Annotated in this window: 18 protein-coding genes; 2 read left to right on the plus strand and 16 right to left on the minus strand. The window is 63.9% G+C overall.

Annotation, left to right across the window (positions count from 1 at the left end; genetic code table 11):
* The first annotated feature begins 23 nt into the window (after nucleotides 1-23).
* A complete protein-coding gene (locus Q8L25_RS24080) occupies nucleotides 24-1,079 on the plus strand; it encodes an alkene reductase (RefSeq protein WP_308921808.1) in 1,056 nt (351 codons plus the stop codon).
* Nucleotides 1,080-1,097: 18 nt separating this feature from the next.
* On the opposite strand, the gene Q8L25_RS24085 is transcribed toward Q8L25_RS24080, so the two are convergent.
* The 7 genes from Q8L25_RS24085 to Q8L25_RS24115 all read right to left on the minus strand — a co-directional run bounded on the left by Q8L25_RS24085 (nucleotide 1,098) and on the right by Q8L25_RS24115 (nucleotide 7,866).
* Nucleotides 1,098-1,331 (minus strand): hypothetical protein, encoded by a 234-nt coding sequence (locus tag Q8L25_RS24085; RefSeq protein ID WP_308921809.1) that lies wholly within the window; start codon nucleotides 1,329-1,331, stop codon nucleotides 1,098-1,100.
* A gap of 11 nt (nucleotides 1,332-1,342) precedes the next feature.
* Nucleotides 1,343-2,731: an acetate kinase gene (locus Q8L25_RS24090; RefSeq protein WP_308921810.1), complete on the minus strand. Its 1,389-nt coding sequence runs from the start codon at nucleotides 2,729-2,731 to the stop codon at nucleotides 1,343-1,345.
* A 50-nt stretch (nucleotides 2,732-2,781) separates the two neighbouring features.
* On the minus strand, nucleotides 2,782-3,285 hold the full coding sequence (locus tag Q8L25_RS24095) for a hypothetical protein (RefSeq protein ID WP_308921811.1): 504 nt from the start codon (nucleotides 3,283-3,285) through the stop codon (nucleotides 2,782-2,784).
* Nucleotides 3,286-3,324: 39 nt separating this feature from the next.
* Nucleotides 3,325-4,062 carry a C39 family peptidase gene (locus Q8L25_RS24100; RefSeq protein ID WP_308921812.1) on the minus strand — a complete coding sequence of 246 codons (738 nt, stop codon included), beginning with the start codon at nucleotides 4,060-4,062 and terminating at the stop codon, nucleotides 3,325-3,327.
* Nucleotides 4,063-4,064: 2 nt separating this feature from the next.
* Nucleotides 4,065-4,493, minus strand: coding sequence for a hypothetical protein (locus tag Q8L25_RS24105; RefSeq protein WP_308921813.1), 429 nt, complete (start codon nucleotides 4,491-4,493; stop codon nucleotides 4,065-4,067).
* A 69-nt stretch (nucleotides 4,494-4,562) separates the two neighbouring features.
* Nucleotides 4,563-6,140, minus strand: coding sequence for a hypothetical protein (locus tag Q8L25_RS24110; protein ID WP_308921814.1), 1,578 nt, complete (start codon nucleotides 6,138-6,140; stop codon nucleotides 4,563-4,565).
* 376 nt (nucleotides 6,141-6,516) lie between these two features.
* Entirely contained in the window at nucleotides 6,517-7,866 is a 1,350-nt protein-coding gene (locus tag Q8L25_RS24115; protein ID WP_308921815.1) for a sigma-54 dependent transcriptional regulator, read from the minus strand.
* Between the two features lie 262 nt (nucleotides 7,867-8,128).
* Here Q8L25_RS24115 and Q8L25_RS24120 point away from each other — a divergent pair, with 262 nt between their 5' ends.
* The gene (locus Q8L25_RS24120) at nucleotides 8,129-8,737 is read left to right on the plus strand and encodes a 1-acyl-sn-glycerol-3-phosphate acyltransferase (RefSeq protein WP_308921816.1); all 609 of its coding nucleotides are present in this window, start codon (nucleotides 8,129-8,131) and stop codon (nucleotides 8,735-8,737) included.
* Between the two features lie 129 nt (nucleotides 8,738-8,866).
* Here the strand turns inward: Q8L25_RS24120 and Q8L25_RS24125 are convergent, their stop codons facing one another.
* From Q8L25_RS24125 to Q8L25_RS24165, 9 genes are all read right to left on the minus strand, one after another.
* The gene (locus Q8L25_RS24125) at nucleotides 8,867-9,427 is read right to left on the minus strand and encodes a HupE/UreJ family protein (protein ID WP_308921817.1); all 561 of its coding nucleotides are present in this window, start codon (nucleotides 9,425-9,427) and stop codon (nucleotides 8,867-8,869) included.
* A complete protein-coding gene (gene ureG, locus Q8L25_RS24130) occupies nucleotides 9,424-10,062 on the minus strand; it encodes an urease accessory protein UreG (RefSeq protein WP_308921818.1) in 639 nt (212 codons plus the stop codon). The genes Q8L25_RS24125 and ureG overlap by 4 nt, the downstream gene beginning before the upstream one ends.
* A 22-nt stretch (nucleotides 10,063-10,084) precedes the next feature.
* Nucleotides 10,085-10,765: an urease accessory protein UreF gene (locus tag Q8L25_RS24135; protein ID WP_308921819.1), complete on the minus strand. Its 681-nt coding sequence runs from the start codon at nucleotides 10,763-10,765 to the stop codon at nucleotides 10,085-10,087.
* Nucleotides 10,765-11,277 (minus strand): urease accessory protein UreE, encoded by a 513-nt coding sequence (gene ureE / locus Q8L25_RS24140; RefSeq protein ID WP_308921820.1) that lies wholly within the window; start codon nucleotides 11,275-11,277, stop codon nucleotides 10,765-10,767. Before ureE ends, Q8L25_RS24135 begins: the two co-directional genes overlap by 1 nt.
* Nucleotides 11,278-11,295: 18 nt before the next feature.
* Nucleotides 11,296-12,996, minus strand: coding sequence for an urease subunit alpha (gene ureC / locus Q8L25_RS24145; protein ID WP_308921821.1), 1,701 nt, complete (start codon nucleotides 12,994-12,996; stop codon nucleotides 11,296-11,298).
* A 1-nt stretch (nucleotide 12,997) separates the two neighbouring features.
* Nucleotides 12,998-13,327 carry an urease subunit beta gene (locus Q8L25_RS24150; RefSeq protein WP_308921822.1) on the minus strand — a complete coding sequence of 110 codons (330 nt, stop codon included), beginning with the start codon at nucleotides 13,325-13,327 and terminating at the stop codon, nucleotides 12,998-13,000.
* A 29-nt stretch (nucleotides 13,328-13,356) separates the two neighbouring features.
* Complete coding sequence (locus Q8L25_RS24155) at nucleotides 13,357-13,659, minus strand: urease subunit gamma (protein ID WP_308921823.1); 303 nt, start codon at nucleotides 13,657-13,659, stop codon at nucleotides 13,357-13,359.
* A gap of 17 nt (nucleotides 13,660-13,676) precedes the next feature.
* Complete coding sequence (locus Q8L25_RS24160; protein ID WP_308921824.1) at nucleotides 13,677-14,546, minus strand: urease accessory protein UreD; 870 nt, start codon at nucleotides 14,544-14,546, stop codon at nucleotides 13,677-13,679.
* A 665-nt stretch (nucleotides 14,547-15,211) separates the two neighbouring features.
* Nucleotides 15,212-16,417, minus strand: coding sequence for a hypothetical protein (locus Q8L25_RS24165; RefSeq protein ID WP_308921825.1), 1,206 nt, complete (start codon nucleotides 16,415-16,417; stop codon nucleotides 15,212-15,214).
* Nucleotides 16,418-16,722 lie beyond the last annotated feature (305 nt).

Here is a 16,722-nt window from a genome sequence, read left to right on the forward strand (position 1 = left end):
TGGCAACCCACAAGGACAACACCATGACCACCCTTTTCGACCCGATTACCATCGGCAGCCTGCAATTGAAGAACCGCATCATCATGGCGCCGCTGACGCGTTCGCGCGCCAATAATCCGGGCCGCGTGCCCAACGCGCTGATGGCCGAATATTATGTGCAGCGCGCCTCGGCCGGCCTGATCATTTCGGAAGCGACGGCCGTCACGCCGCAGGGCGTGGGTTATGCCGATACGCCGGGCATCTGGTCCGATGAACAGGTGGAAGGCTGGAAACTGATCACCGACGCCGTGCATGCGGCCGGCGGCAAGATCGTGCTGCAACTGTGGCATGTGGGCCGCATCTCGTCGCCGCTGTTCCTGGACGGCGACCTGCCCGTGGCGCCGAGCGCCATCAAGCCGGCCGGCCATGTCAGCCTGGTGCGCCCGATACAGGAATACGTGACGCCGCGCGCGCTCGATACCGAAGAACTCCCCGGCATCGTGGCCGCCTACCGCAAGGGCGCGGAAAATGCAAAAAAGGCCGGCTTTGACGGCGTGGAAGTGCACGGCGCAAATGGTTATCTGCTGGACCAGTTCCTGCAAGACAGCACCAACCACCGCAGCGACAACTATGGCGGCTCGATCGAGAACCGCGCGCGCCTGATGCTGGAAGTGACCGACGCCTGCATCGACGTATGGGGCGCCGACAAGGTCGGCATGCACCTGGCGCCGCGCCGCGATTCGCACGACGTGGGTGACTCCACGCCACGCGAGACCTTCGGCTACGTGGCGCGCGAACTGGGCAAGCGCGGCATCGCCTTTATCTGCGCGCGCGAAGCGCTGGGCGACGACCGCCTGGGTCCGTACCTGAAGGAACAGTTCGGCGGCGTGTATATCGCCAATGAAAAAATGGACAAGGCCGCCGCCCAGGCGCTGCTGGACAAGGGCGAGGCCGATGCGGTGGCCTTCGGCCTGTGGTTCATCGCCAACCCGGACCTGCCGGTGCGCCTGCGCAGCGATGCACCGCTGAACGCGCTGGATGCCGCCACCCTCTACGCGCCGGCCGCCGCCGGCTATACCGACTATCCGGCGCTGGCCTGAGCTGTATCGCGACGGACGTCAACAGCGTGACGGCGTGCGCGACGGCGGCGATTGCCGCCGCGCCGCCGAACTGCTGAGGATGCGGTATATGACTTCCGTCGGCACATGGTGCTCTTTCAGGTAGGCGGTGGCCACCGTCCTGCCCAGCACCTTGTGAAATTCCACGCCCTGCTCCACCAGTTGCGCCGTCGCGGTATCGTTGCGGCTGTTACCGTCGCCGATCTCATCCTTGCTTGATGTGCTGTGCATCATGCCCTCCATGCTCAAAATGTCATCGGCAAGCGGACCGACAGCGATACGTCCGGCGTATCGCGCGTCAGGCCGGCGCCGACTGAAATATTCAAGGTCCGGTCCTTGGCGAGCCGGTACGAATAGCCCATCAGCAAAGTGCCGAGCTGCGTGCGCACGGCGCCGGGCACGACCGTGCCGTTCTGGCGCGTGCGGCCGATGGTGCTGTGGTCATAGCCCAGGCTCAATGAGCCTTTTTCATTGAGCGCCAGGCCGATGCCGAAGTTCACGCCAAAAATCTTGCCCGGTTCGACAGTGCCCAGCGGTTCGCGCAGGCCGTCGCGCAGCAGCCGGCTGACATCGTGCCGCTTGAAGCTGTGCAAATAACTGATGCTGCCAAAAAAGACCGCCGGATCGGATGGAAACAGCCAGGTCAGGCTCGGCTGCAAAGAGTAAAAACCCGAGCCGGTGGGCAGGTCCAGCGGCAAACCGGTGCCCGTGGCGTTCTCGCCCACGCAGCGGCGCACGCAATCGGTGACGACGCTGAACGGATCGCGCCCCGTGCGCGACTTGAAGCGCAGGCCCGCCACGTAATACGATTTGTCGGCGCCGCCATCGTTCAGCTGGTAGCGCGCCGCCAGTTCCACGTCGCCCAGCTTCTTGCCGCTGGTATCGAACACGCGCTCGACGGCCGTGCCCGTGAACAATTCGCGGCTGACGGTGGAGTCGGAACGGTACACATACGGGATGCGCGCCTCGATTTCAAAGCGGTTGGTGATGCCGGTGCGGCCGGTCAGCGCCGCCGTAAAGGTATTGCGCTTGACTTCACGCACATCGATCAGCCCAATCAGCAGCGCGGGAATAATGGTGTAGCCCACCAGCGCGACACGGTTGCTGGAGGAATAACCGAACTGCGCGGATGGCTCCAGCACGAATTTACCCCTGGGCGTGAGCACGCCGGGCTGTTCGAAGATCGGCGCCACTTCCGGCGGCCGGCTGTCGCGTCCCGGTGGACGGCCCACGGCCACCGGCGCCGGTGTCGAGGGCGGTGAAACCGGCGCCGTCGCCGGCGCTGGCGCGGTCACTGGCGCGGGACTACCGGGCAGCCCCTCCTGCCCCCATACTTCCTGCACACCCAGGCCACGCTGCGCCCCCAGCAGTTCGCTGGCGACCGGCGTACCGCCTTGCAGGCTGTCGATGCGGCGCTGCTGTGCCTGCAGCGTGCCGCGCAGCATGTCGAGCAAGCGGCGCTGCTCGGCCAGTTGCGCTTTCATGTCTTCCAGGCGTGCCGCCAGCGCCTCCTGGCTGGCGGCCGGAACCTGGGCCGGGACCGGGGCCGTGGCGTCCTGACCGTGTGCCGCGGCGCTCAGCAGCAAGGCCGACGCACCGGCCGCGCCCAAACGCAATAAATGAAGATACCGCATCGTTTCTCCTGAAGGTAGGCCGGACGGCATGCCCGGCGTGGGTGGCTGGCCTAGCGCGTCCCCGCCACGGTGTCGAGGGCGTTTTGCAAGGTGTCGTGAAAATTGGCGATCTTCAACAGTTCAAGACTGTTGACGCTGGTATTGACGATGGTCTGGCTGCGCAAGACCTGGTCGTTCAAGCTGTTCTGGATCACGGTGCCGGCCATGGCCTGCTCCAGCGCCCCCGCTGCAAACAGATTGCCGGTGCCGTTTTGCACCACGTTCATTGCCGTCAGGGCCGCGCGCGCCTGGCTGGCCTCCGCCGCGCTCAAACGCGCCACGTCGGCGATCGTGAACGAGGTACTGGCCACCACCTCGCCATTGATGCTGACCAGGCGTTCGATGCCCAGCGACAGGTTCAGGCCGCCAGGCATGTCAAAGCCGCCGCGCGCCTGCTCCAGCGTCGCGTCGTCGACCGCTTGCCAACCGTCATCGGGCAAGTCCGATGCCATGGCCGGGCTGATGGCCAGGCAACACGCCAATGCCATGCCGGCCTTCCGATAGCGCTTCTGCATACATCCTCCTTTGCAACGCCGGCAACCAGGGCCGCGCCGCTAGAAATTTCCCGCTTCATGCTTGGGCATGGTGAGTACATCGAGGCCGCCACGGCTGATCGCCTGTTCAAGCGGCGCCGCCGGTGCCACGCGCCAGTCGTCGGCATCGTTGAAACGGGCTGGTCGCAAGGCCGCCCCGGCCGCCAGCACCTGGCCGGGACGGGCGACCCTGCCATGGATGACAAACAACAGCCGGCCTTGCCATATCGCCTCGAAACTGGCGCGCGGCATGGCGCGCGTGCCGCCGGCCGGATCGCCGATCAGGACCCGGCTGGGGGTGAGGCCTTTCACCACCACGAAATGCCGGTAACCTTTGTCGGCGACCAGCACGATGGCGGGAAAACGTGCTTCAGCCAGCTTGTCCAACGGTAGTTGAAATCCATCGGCCAGGAAGCCGCGCGCCGCAAGAAAGCGTTTGATGTCGAGCAAGGAGAAGCCTTCACGGCGGATCTTTTGTTGATCGCCTTGCCGATACATTTGCTCGAAAACAAAACGTTCCGTGACGCGGTCATCGTAATGGTGGGTCAGCAAGGTCGCCACCGCGGCCGAGCCGCAACTGAAATCATATTGCTGGTGCAAGGTGCGCTGGAAGCGGGCTTCGCGGATGCTGGCCACGGGCACGTCGAAGCGCGCCCCGCCCAGCGCCGCGATGTCGGCGCCGGCCGCCGTGGCGCAGGCGAGCGCGCCGGCGACGGCCAGCCACCTTGCGCAACGCCGGCGAAATGAGCAAATGGCCATGGCTAGCGCATCTGCAAGTTGATGATGGTGGCGTTCTGTATCAGCACATTGGCCCCCGAGTTCTGGATCACGATCGGTATGCCGGATGCATTGGCGAACGCGCCGCCATCGATGCTGTTGGCACCCGTATTGACATAGGTGGCCGAATTGCCCGTGACATAGCCATTCAGACGGGCCTCGTTGCTGACGTCAGCGGCGCCGCCGCGCGCCTGCTCCAGCGCCGCCTCGTCCGTGCCTGCGCCCAGGCCGCTGGCGTCGCCCAGTTCCACCGCCAGCGTCGGCAGCAGCGCCAGCGACGCGGCCGGCGCGGCGGCGGCAACCGCATCAGGCTCGGCGAACTCCGCCATGGCCGTGAGGCCGGGCGCCGCCAGTGCGCCGGCCGACAGGCTGGCCAGGCCGGCGCACACCATCGAATTCAAGAAAAGTCGCATGCTGTTCCCCTGATATTGTTATGCGCAGGACTCCGCCGCGGCCAGGCCACGACGGAGCTTGCTGGTGGCTTATTGCCCCACGGCCAGATTGGCCTGTACCGTCACGCTTTGCTGGATCAGCGAGGAAATGCCGCTGTTCTGGCTGATGACCAGCAGCCCGGCCGCCGACTGCGCGGTGCCGCTCATGGTGTTGGACATGTCGAAGGTGCCTGCATCGACATTGGCCGTGCCGCCAGCGCCACCGGTACCCCCTTCGCCGGCGCCACCGGTGCCGGTGCCCGCCGTGTTGGTACCGCCATCGCCGCCCGCACCGGCCGTGTTGCTGCCGCCAGCACCGCCGGCGCCGCCATCACCCGCCGTGGCGCTGCCATTGGTGGCCGCGCCATTGGTGGCGGCGCCGCCCGTCGCCGTACCGCCAGCCGCACCCGCGCCGGCCGTGTTTGCCGCCGACCCCGTGGCGCCGCCCGCACCACCGGCTTCGCCGGCCGCGCCATTACCGCCGGTACTGGTGCCGGCCGCGCCCGCACCACCCCCACCGGCCGTGCCACCGGTCGCGGCCGCACCCGCGCCGCCCGAGCTGGTCAGTGCGGCACCGGCGCCGGCCGCGCCCGAAGTGCCCGCGCCGCCAGCCGCGCCGGCGCCGGCGGTATCCGTGCCACCCGCGCCGGCCGTGCCTGTACCGCCCGCGCCGGCCGTGGCAGTGCCGCCGTTCGAACCGGCGCCGCCGGACGAGGTACCGCCGCCACCGCCCGCATTGGCATTGCCGCCATTGACGTCGCCGTTGCTGGCGCCACCACCCGCGCCACCGGTGCCGCCGCCACCGCCCGCGGCGCCGGAACTGGCGCCGCCGTTACCGCCGCTGGAGCCATAGCCAGCACCGCTGTTGCCGCCATTGCCGCCGGAGGCATAGCCGCTGTCGCCGCCGCGACCGCCATTGGCATCGCCCACCGAGCCGCCCAGGCCACCGGCGCCGCCACCGACCGTGCCACCGGCCGCGCCAGCGCCACCGGCACCACCAGCGCCACCGGCGCCAGCCGGGCCACTGTTCGCATCTTGCGCATAGCCGCCGGCGCCACCGGCGCCACCCGTGCTGGCACCGCCTGCGGCGTCGCCCACGCTGGCGCTGCCATTGGTGGCCGTGCCGCCAATGGCGCCAGCGGCCCCGGCGGCGCCGCTGGCCGCACCGCCCGTGCCGCCGATGCCGTAAGCCGTGCCGCCCTGCCCTGCGCCACCGGTGCCGCCATTGCCGGTACCGCCATTGACCGAACCGTAATTGGTGGCATAGTTACCGATCGAGGTGACGGTGTTGCCCGACACGGAACCATCGAGCGTGCTGGAAGCGGTGGCGGTCGAGGTATTGAAAGCGTTCGTGAAGCTGGCGCTGCTGGTCGCGCCGTTATTGGCCGCCGACGAACCCATGGCGTTGGCCGCCGCCTCGCCGGTGCTGTTGTTCTGGGCCGAATTGTCTTGCGTGGCCGACGAGTTGTCTTGCGCCGATGGCCCCAGGCCCGACTGGGTCGAGTTGGTGCTGGCCGTCTGCGTGTTGTCGCCAAAGACATCGTTGGCAACGGTCGTGCCCTTTTCTTGCGCATGGGCGCTGAAGCCGAAGGCCAGCGCTATCGCTGCCGCGAGGAGAGTTTTTTTCATTGCAGTTCCCTGTCTAAAAGTTGATCAGAATGCCGGCACCGGACTTGCGGTCAGGCTCAGGGGCTAATGCAAGCTTGGTGCCAAGATAATGGTTTAATGACAAGCCCTTGATTTACAATGATTTTTTGCGCCATCAACGCGGCACATCACCGCCAGTCCGCCCCGGCAAGCCAGCACGGCGAAGGCAGTTGTCACACCGCCGTGACACCTCTCATCGGCGGCTACCGGCGCCAACAAACAAAATCTCTTTTTAATTCAAACATTTGCAAACATGATGGCCTGGCCTACGGTCGGCTCAGGAATGTGACGTTGGCGCCCGGATGTGACAGCGCCGCCGCGCGCAGGACGCCACGCGTGGCAACACCATCGCCACACCTCAGCACTTGATATTGAGTTTCTTGATCAGCCGGTACAAGGTCATGCGCGACACGCCCAGCTCGCGCGCGGCCTGGCTGATATTGCGGCCGGACCTGGCCAGGCTGGCCTGCACGGCGTCGCGGTCGGCGCGCTGCCGCATGCCGCCCAGCGCCGCGTTGCCGCCGCCGGCGCCGCCGATGGCGGCCAGGCCCAGGTCCTGCGGCACGATCAACCGGCCCTCGGCCATCACCATGGCGCGCCGCACGCGGTTGATCAGTTCGCGCACGTTGCCGGGCCAGTCATGTTCCAGCATGGCTTGCGCGGCGGCGCTGCTGAAACCCTTGACCAGCGGCGAACGTTCCGTCAGGTAGGTGGAAAAAAAGTGATTTGCCAGCAGTATCAGGTCTTCCCTGCGCTCGCGCAGCGGCGGCACGTCCAGCGCCAGCACATTGAGGCGGTAATACAGGTCCTCGCGAAAATTTCCTTGCTGCACAGCATGCAACAGATTCACATGCGAGGCGGCGATCACGCGCGCGTCGACCGCGATGCTGTGCGCGGCGCCCACGCGGTGGATGGTTTTTTCTTGCAGGAAGCGCAGCAGATTGGTCTGCAGCGCCAGTGGCAAGTCGCCTATCTCGTCGAGAAACACCGTGCCGCCGGCGGCCGACTCGATCAGCCCGCGCTTGTCGCGCGCGGCACCGGTAAACGCGCCGCGCTCATGGCCGAACAGTTCCGATTGCGCCAGGCCGGCGGGAATCGCCCCGCAATTGATCGGCACGAAGGGACCGGCCGCGCGCGGCGAATGCGCATGGATCGCCTGCGCCGTCAGTTCCTTGCCGCTGCCGGACTCGCCCCAGATCAGCACGGGCGCGCTGGCGCCGGCCACCTTGCGGATCTGGCGCCGCAGGCGCTCGACCGCCAGGCCATGCCCCTTCAGGCCCATCTCGGACACCAACGCCCCGGGCGCCCCCGGCTCTCCCAAGTCGAGCAGCGAGGCCCAGCCGTGGGCATGGCCCAGGGTATGCTGCAGGCGCACCGTATCGACCGGCAAGGTGTGATAGTCGTAGCAATGGTCGCGCACCAGGCGGCGGCAGGCCGGCGTTTGCAATATGCGTGGTGGAAACACGCCTATCCAGTGCGTGGCCCAGTGCTGCTGCAGAAAACTGTCGATCTCGTCCAGGCCGTCGAGCGAGGACATCAGCACGCCGACGGTAAATGCCTGGCTGCGCAAGGCGCGCGCGGCGGCCGCCAGGGTCTTGACGGGATGCACCTGCCAGCCATGCCAGGCCGCACCCAACTCGCGCCCCCCCGCTTCGCGCAAAAAACCATTGCCTCCCAGATCAATGCACAACAACTGTTTTGTCAACATTCGGCCTCCGTTTTACCTGTCAATTTGGTAAGACAGCGGCCAGCGCATTTGGTGCGGCGGCGCATGCAGGAAAGCACAAAAAAACAACAGCCGTGGGGCAAGCGATGGCAGCGGCGCCATGCCGGGTCAAATGCCGGGGCCGCTTTGCTTGTCGGGGCCGGCTGGTGCGGATAGAATGCCTGCGCGGTTTTTTTGCTGTGTAGAAACTGTCCGCGCGTAGTCTCCAGGCCATCACACAGACAAACACCAGACAAGGACAGCAATGGAAGACCACTATGTACAGCCGGGCGATTTGCCCACCTGGCGCCGCCGCAGCGCCTTGCGCGTGCTGCGCCTGTTCGGCTGGCGCCTGCGCTTTCGTCCCCTGCCCGGCCCGCGCGGCATTGTGGTGGTCTACCCGCATACCTCGAACTGGGATTTCCCGATTGGCCTGTTCGGCAAATGGGCGCTGGACCTGCCCTTCCGCTGGCTGGCGAAAGACTCGCTGTTCCGTGGCCCGGTCGGCAAATTCATGCGCTATCTGGGCGGCGAGCCGGTCGACCGCAGCACCACCAGCGGCACCATCGAACGGCAGGCAGAGCGCATGCTGGCGGCCGACTGGTACTGGCTGGCAATCACGCCGGAAGCGACGCGCAGCTACCGCCCGAACTGGCGCAGCGGCTTTTATCACCTGGCGCTGGCGGCCAAGGTGCCGCTGGTACTGGTGTATATCGATTACCCCAGCAAGGTGCTGGGCGTGGTCGACCATCTATATCTGACGGGCGACAAGGAAGCCGACATGGCCGCGATTGCCGCCGTGTATGCGGGGCACCAGGGCTTGCATCCTGAAAATGCGGCACCGATCGTCCTTTCAGAAAAACGCCCCGGTTAAGAACGCCTATCAAAACCTACTGCGCGTCGGTCCTTGCGGCCTGCGATGCTCACTGTACATTCGTACAGCTGCGCTTCTCAGCCACAACTACCTTCCGCTCGCTACGGTTTTGCCAGGCGTTGTAAACCTCTAGTTCATTCCCATCATGACCAGGCCGGCCGCCGTGATGGCCGCGCCGGCGACCCGCAAGACCCGCTCGGCCATCACCTGGCCGGCAAACCGGCCTGCCATCAGCAGGATGGCGGACGCCAGCATGAAGCCAAAGGCGGCCGAGGCAGCCGGCAATTCATGGCCATGCGCATTGCCGTGCGCGACAGCGAATATCCCCACCAGGCTCATGCCCAGCCAGTTCGGCAGCGACAGCGCCAGGGCAATGGCCATGCCCGTCAGCGCGACGGTGGCCGCAATGCCCATTTCCAGGCCGGAAGTACCTAGCCCCGCCATGCCGGCCAGGGCGCCGAGCAGCATCATGCCCAGGAAAGTGGCCGGCTGCGTCAGACCGCGCCGCTGCTGGCCGCCCCAGATGCCCACGCCCAGCATGGCCAGCAGATGGTCGACGCCCGTAAACGGATGGGCGAGGCCGGCCAGGAAACCGGCTGTTTCGGCATGGCCGGGATGGGCCATGGCCGGCAGCGCCAGCAGGGAAAACGTGGCCAGCACGGCAGTGTGTTTCAGGGAACGGACAGTCATTGCATCTCCTTGCCTTGTTGATCGAGCAAACCCTGCTCGCGTATAAAATCGATCACGGCCTGCACGCCGTCGCCGCTGCGCAGGTTGGTAAATACAAACGGCCGGCTGCCGCGCTGCTGTTTGGCGTCGCGCGCCATCACGTCCAGGTCCGCGCCGACGTGCGGCGCCAGGTCGGTCTTGTTAATGATGAGCAAGTCCGAACGCGTGATGCCCGGGCCGCCCTTGCGCGGAATCTTTTCGCCGCCGGCCACGTCGATCACATAGATCGTCAGGTCCGACAGTTCGGGGCTGAAGGTGGCCGCCAGGTTGTCGCCGCCCGACTCGACCAGGATCAGGTCGAGGTTGGGGAAATCGGCCTGCATGCGGGCGATCGCCTCCAGGTTGATCGAGGCGTCCTCGCGGATCGCCGTGTGCGGGCAGCCGCCCGTCTCCACGCCCATCAGCCGCTCGGCCGGCAAGGCGCCGGCGCGCAGCAGGATCTCCATGTCCTCCTTGGTATAGATATCATTCGTGATGACGGCCATGTCGTAGCGTTCGCGCATGCCCTTGCACAGCATTTCGCACAGGGCCGTCTTGCCGGAACCGACCGGCCCGCCGATGCCGACGCGCAGCGGATTGGAGGTAATTGAAGTCATATCGAGTCTCTCGTTGTAGTGTTCAGGAGCGGTACAGCCGGCTGTACTGCACTTCGTGCCGCATCGACAGCAGCGACAGGCCCGGCGTCCAGTTGCCCATCTCGTCGTCTTGCAAAGTCTGCGCGGTGGCGGCCGCCGCTTCCAGTTCGGGGCGCAGCGACAGCAACAAACGCTGCCCGGCCACCTGCCCCAGCGGCACCGATTTGACGCACACCAGCACCTGGTTTTCGGCCCAGGCAAACAGCATCGCCAGCAAGGCCTCTTCGCGCGGTATGCCGAGCGCCGCCACCGCGCAGGCATAGGCCGTGGGCAGCGCCACTTCCGGCTGCTCTTGCAGCATCGCGATCAGCGGCCCATCGGCAACCCCCAGTTCGCCCAGCAGCTTGGTCAGCGAATAGCCCATCTGGATGGTCTCGGCGCGAAATTCCGCCGTATCGCGCGAGGCGATAAAGCGTTCGCTCCACAGCCGTACGCTGTCGAAATCCTGCTGCTCGAAGGCCTGCATCAGGCGCCAGCACAACGGCGCCTCCCAGCGCGCCACCACGCCAGCCAGATGCTCGGCGATCCAGTGGCGCGCGCTGGCCGCATCGCGCACCAGACCGTTCTCCAGCGCCGCTTCCAGCCCCTGCGAATAGCTGTAGGCGCCGATCGGCAGGGCCGGGCTGGCAAACTGCAGCAGGTGCAGCAGGGATGCCGCCTGCATCAGGCGGCGTCGCCGGGACGGTGGATCTTCTGGCGCAGCGGCACGGGCGCGAGCAGATGCTGGCCGTGCTCGTGGTGGCCATGGCCGCCGCCGTAGGCGCCCGCCTCCGGCTCGAACGGCGCGCTTTCTTCCGTCACGGTGGCGTGCAGGCCTTCCAGCATTTCCTTCAACACCGGGTCCTTGCGGATGCGCAGGAAGCCGTCGCCCACCTGCGCCTGGGTGTGGCGGTTGCCCAGGTGGAAAGCGCAGCGCAGCAAGGTATGCGCGTCCGCGCAGCGCACCAGGTAAGTCGGTTCGCGCGCGGCGACGACCTGCACCACGCGGCCGTCCGGTCCCGTCATCAGTTCGCCGTCGCGCAGCACCGTGCCGCGCACCGTGAATACGGCCGCCTCTTCGCCGGTGGACAAGGTGGCGCGCAGCCGGCATTTTTCGCGCTGGTCGTACGGCAGCACCAGTTGTGCAATCACGGCGTGGCTGTCGTCCGCCGTCAGTTTGGTATGCAAAGTGAGCATGGTGATTCCCGATGAGTCCTAGAACAAGAAATAGCGCTGCGCCATCGGCAGCACGCTGGCCGCTTCGCACACCAGCAGCTGGCCGTCGGCGCGCACGGCGTAGGTTTCCGGGTCGACTTCCATCTGCGGCGTGGCGCTGTTGTGGATCATGTCGCGTTTGCGCAGGCCGCGCATGTTTTTCACGGCGATCAGCGATTTGTTCAGTTTCAGCTGATGGCCGATATCGAGGTCGTACGCCGCCTGCGACACAAACGTGAACGACTTTTTCAGGCCGCCGCCAAAGGCGCCGAACATCATGCGGTAATGCACCGGCTGCGGCGTCGGAATCGAGGCATTCGGGTCGCCCATCTGCGCCGCCGCGATCATGCCGCCCTTTAAAATCATCGACGGCTTGACGCCGAAGAAGGCCGGCTTCCACAACACGATGTCGGCGATCTTGCCCGGTTCGAGCGAGCCCACCACATGCGAGATGCCGTGCGTGATGGCCGGGTTGATGGTGTACTTGGCGATATAGCGCTTGACGCGGAAATTGTCGTTGCGCGCGCCGTCAGGCGACAGCGAACCGCGCTGCACCTTCATCTTGTGCGCCGTCTGCCAGGTGCGCATGATCACTTCGCCGACGCGGCCCATGGCCTGCGAGTCGGACGACATCATCGAAATGGCGCCCAGGTCGTGCAGGATATCTTCGGCGGCGATCGTTTCGCGGCGGATGCGCGACTCGGCAAAGGCCACGTCTTCGGCAATCGCCGGGTCCAGGTGATGGCATACCATCAGCATGTCGAGGTGCTCGTCGAGCGTGTTGACAGTGAACGGTCGGGTCGGATTGGTCGACGACGGCAGCACGTTGGATTGGCCGACGGCGGCGATAATGTCCGGCGCGTGGCCGCCGCCCGCCCCTTCCGTGTGGAAGGTATGGATGGTGCGGTCCTTGAAGGCCGCCAGGGTGTGTTCCAGAAAGCCGCCTTCGTTGAGGGTGTCGCTGTGCAGCGCCACCTGGATATCCATGCGGTCGGCCACCGACAGACAATTGTCGATGGCGGCCGGGGTGCTGCCCCAGTCCTCGTGCAGTTTCAGGCCGATGGCGCCGGCGCGCACCTGTTCTTCCAGTGGGGTCGGCAGGCTGACGTTACCTTTTCCCATGAAGCCCAGGTTCATCGGGAACGCGTCGGCCGCCGCAAGCATCGAGTGCAAATGCCACGGCCCCGGCGTGCAGGTGGTGGCGGCCGTGCCGACGGCCGGCCCGGTGCCGCCACCGAGCATGGTGGTCACGCCGCTCATCAGCGCTTCCTCGATCTGCTGCGGGCAGATGAAGTGGATGTGGGTGTCGACCCCGCCGGCCGTGACGATCATGCCTTCGCCGGCGATGATCTCGGTGGCGCCGCCGATCGCCAGGGTCACGCCCGGCTGGATGTCGGGATTGCCGGCCTTGCCGATGCCGAAGATCAGGCCGTTTTTCAGGCCGATGTCGGCCTTCACGATGCCCCAGTGATCGACGATGACGGCGTTGGTGATGACGGTATCCATCACCTCGGCCGCATTGCGCTGCGACTGGCCCATGCCGTCGCGGATCACCTTGCCGCCGCCGAATTTCACTTCCTCGCCATAGATGGCGTAATCGTGTTCGACTTCGATGAACAATTCCGTGTCGGCCAGGCGGATGCGGTCACCCTTGGTCGGGCCGAACATTTCGGCATAGGCGCTGCGGGGAATACTGGCCATCTCATTCCTTTCCGGGTGGAGTATCTTTCAATTCGCCCATGACTTCGCCATTGAAGCCGAAGACCTTGCGCTCGCCAGCCAGCGCCACCAGTTCCACGGTGCGCTGCTGGCCCGGCTCGAAGCGCACGGCGGTGCCGGCGGCGATGTTCAGGCGCATGCCATAGGCGCGCCAGCGCTCGAAGGACAGCGCCGGGTTGACTTCAAAAAAATGAAAATGCGAGCCGACCTGTATCGGCCGGTCGCCGCGATTGGCCACCACCACGGTAGCCGTGGTACGGCCCGCGTTGATGCTGATTTCGCCTTCTTCCAATCTGTATTCGCCTGGGATCATGTCCGGCTCCTGTAAAAATGCTGGGGTAACTACGGTATCGGGTTGTGCACGGTAACGAGCTTGCTGCCATCGGGAAAGGTCGCCTCGACCTGGATGTCGGGGATCATTTCGGCGATGCCGTCCATGACGTCGTCGCGCGTGAGGATCTGCGCGCCGTCCGACATCAATTGGGCCACCGACTTGCCGTCGCGCGCGCCCTCCATGATGGCCGCGCTGATCAGCGCCACCGCTTCCGGATAATTGAGTTTCAGGCCGCGCGCCAGGCGCCGCTCGGCCAGCAGCGAGGCCGTAAAAATGAGCAGCTTGTCTTTTTCGCGTGGTGTCAGATCCATGGTTGTCCTTTGTAGGTTCAGGTATTCCAGATGCGGGGCACCGCCGCCGCGCGCCCCAGCAGGGCCGGGCGCAGCAGCTGCCACGCGGCCAGCATCACGCGGCGCGCCGCCTCGCTGTCGTTGCACAGCAAACGTACCACCAGCACCGATTTCATTTGCGTCGCGCCAAACTGCGCGCCTTCGGGCACGGCCAGGTCGCGCAGCGCCGCCAGCACTGGTGCCGGCAACGGCGCGCCGACCGCCAGCAGGGTGGCGCACACGCTGTGGCCGGCCATGCCGAGCGCGCCTTGCATCAATGGGCCGCCGGCGGCCAGCACGCCCTGCTCCCACCACAGCAGCTTGCCGCCGCGGCGGATCTGCGTATGCTGGCTGATGCTGCCCGTATTGAACGATTCGCCCGAGGCGCTGCGGCCCAGGCAGACGATATCGAGGCCGAGGTAACTGGCGTCTTGCGCCAGTTCGACTTCATGGCGCAGGCGCACGCAGGCCTGGTCGAAGAAAATGCTCTCTTGCGGCAGCCATTCGATGGCCGCCCCGGCGCCCGCGCGCAGCACGATGTGCTGGCCCGAGACATGGCCGTTGGCGCGGTACCACTTGGCCGCGCCCGGAGACGTGAGCAAGGCATGCGCGCCGTCGCCCACCGTGGCGTCGACCGCCAGCTGGTCGCCACCGACCACCCCGCCCGGCGGGTGCACGATAATGGCGTGGCAGACCGCGCCGCCTTCCGGATACAGCGGCTTTTGCACGCGCAGCGGGCCGCTGTGGCGGCGCTCGACCAGGCGGCTGACATCGCCATGCAGGGCAAAGCCCAGCGTCAGCTGCGCCTGCCACGCCCCATGGGAAGGCTCGGCAACGGTCGAAGAGATGGCGGTAGTGCAGTCGGGCATGGCAGGCGCTTGTGCAAGCAAATAAGCACTACCAAAGCACGATGCATGCCAATGCCGGGGCCGGCATCAGGAAGGGGAAAGTGAGAATCGCGCACCGCCGTGCAGCAGGTGCACCATGATGGTGCGCCTGCGATACATTGCTGCACGCTTATACACGCAAGCTGGTGCTACTGGTGCGAACGTGATCGTCGTTTCCGCAGGTTAATCACTGCACGATGCAGGTTGCCAGCTCATCTGGTGTACCCATCGGAAACACCTTCTCAGACCAGCCACTCATATGATCGACCAACCAACACAGAGCAGGCGTAGAAATCAGCGCGCTTGTGCGCGAGCCGGCCAAGGCGCATTTCCCGGTCGAGGTCAGCGTCATCGAAGGCGATCTGAGGGATTTTCACATTAGCGTTGTCAACGCTTAATGGCCGACATAATGCGTATTATGACCAAGAGCTTCTCCAGCGATGGTGATATCCCGGTTGTTCACGACGTGGACCGCCTCACGGTAATACTAGGGCGGCCGGATTACGTCGCGTCGATTACCAAGCGAACTACACCTTTAATTTAACGAAGAAATACCATCATGATCGATTGGACTGCCACCGTATAAAGTACTTCTACAAGACGAGATCCCCCCTTACGTCAAGACAGCACCTCCAATCTTGATCACGTTAGGGTAGCCAGACGTCGCCTCGGTTCTTAGGTGTTAAGAATGTCGGCTGGACACTCCAGCCGGCAAGTTCATGCTTTTCTATGTCTTTCCAATTCGGATGGTGATAGCGGTTCGGCAATCCGAACGACACTGCAGCTACCGCATTATTTGCCATTGGCGCCGGGGGATTTCCAGCGCCACTGCCCCCGTGATGCGTGACGCTAAGTGCAACCAAATTTGTCTTCGCTCCAGCCGGAATAAAATCGTAATCGGTGTCGCCAGTCAGGAGCGTTCCACCTGCGCCGTTCTGCACATTAAGTACATAGCCACTATTATTCCTGTCATCAGAAGCGCCGCCTCCCTTCCACATCTGAAGACCATTCAAAATTTGATAAGTTGGGGTGTGCACGAAATTTAGCTTAGACCCAAGCAAAGATTGAAGGCGAGCGGCATTGGGACCTACCAGTTGTTCAGGCGCATACCAGGTAAGCTTCTGCAGTCCCTTCATCTTCGTGACCGCTAGCGAATAATGGTCAAAATCCCAATGGGATAATGCGACAAAGCCATTTCGCGGTATCAGGCCTTGATCTTTAAATGCTTTAGGAAACGTATGATGATGAAAATATATCGGCCCACCGACGTCAAAATATCCAATGATTTTTGATCGGTGGCTAGGCGCTATATGAATAGCGGAAAAACTTGCATGACCGACATCTACAATACGCACATGTAGATTGGTGGCACCTGTCACTGCCGCTTTCCCATCTGCAGGACGGCCTTCAATTTTGCACCACTCACGCAAGGCTCTCAACTTGCCGTCGGGTTTTACCGTTCCGCCAAGCCCGCCGCCGACACGTGAGAGCCCTGTCAAGTTAAGAGCAATAACCGACTCACTGTAGTCATTTCTTGCTTCGAGCAACCATGCACGCGGCATTCCTGAATGCATCCCAAGCCGAATATGAAACCAATCACCCTCTTTGATCGATGAACTTATTTCGAACAAGTCTTCCAGACGCTTTTGCGTGGTCATAATTCTGACCATCGAAAGGTGTATTGGGGATCGGTCTTCGGCCACACCTGAATTGAACGCTTCGGCATCCACGACATCAAACACAATATTAATTCGCGCATAAGATGAGCCATCGTACGGTTTTGAAAATGATTCGACAAACCCGTAGCCACTACGTAACTCTTCCATTTCCTCGATTTCTGAAGCAAAAATCATGATGATGCCCTGCCCTCATTTATACGACAATTATTGTTAAATACCAGTGCCAGACACATTTCCCGGGAGGCTCAAGCGCTACTATCCAACTGGGTCGCAGGCACATTAGCCAGAGTGTTGTTTACATAAGCCTACTGCTATACTACATTTTTTTGAATAAGATGTAACCTGCCTATTTGCATAGATTTTTATGGCGACACGTCGACACTATAATTTTTCATATACTATACCTTGGCGATTTTCATGTCTGGGCTATGTTGATATTGACTAAGAGGATGATCTTGAGTATGAGTGACCCCAGTCAA

It is taken from the genome of Janthinobacterium sp. J1-1, from assembly GCF_030944405.1.
GTDB lineage: Bacteria > Pseudomonadota > Gammaproteobacteria > Burkholderiales > Burkholderiaceae_D > Janthinobacterium.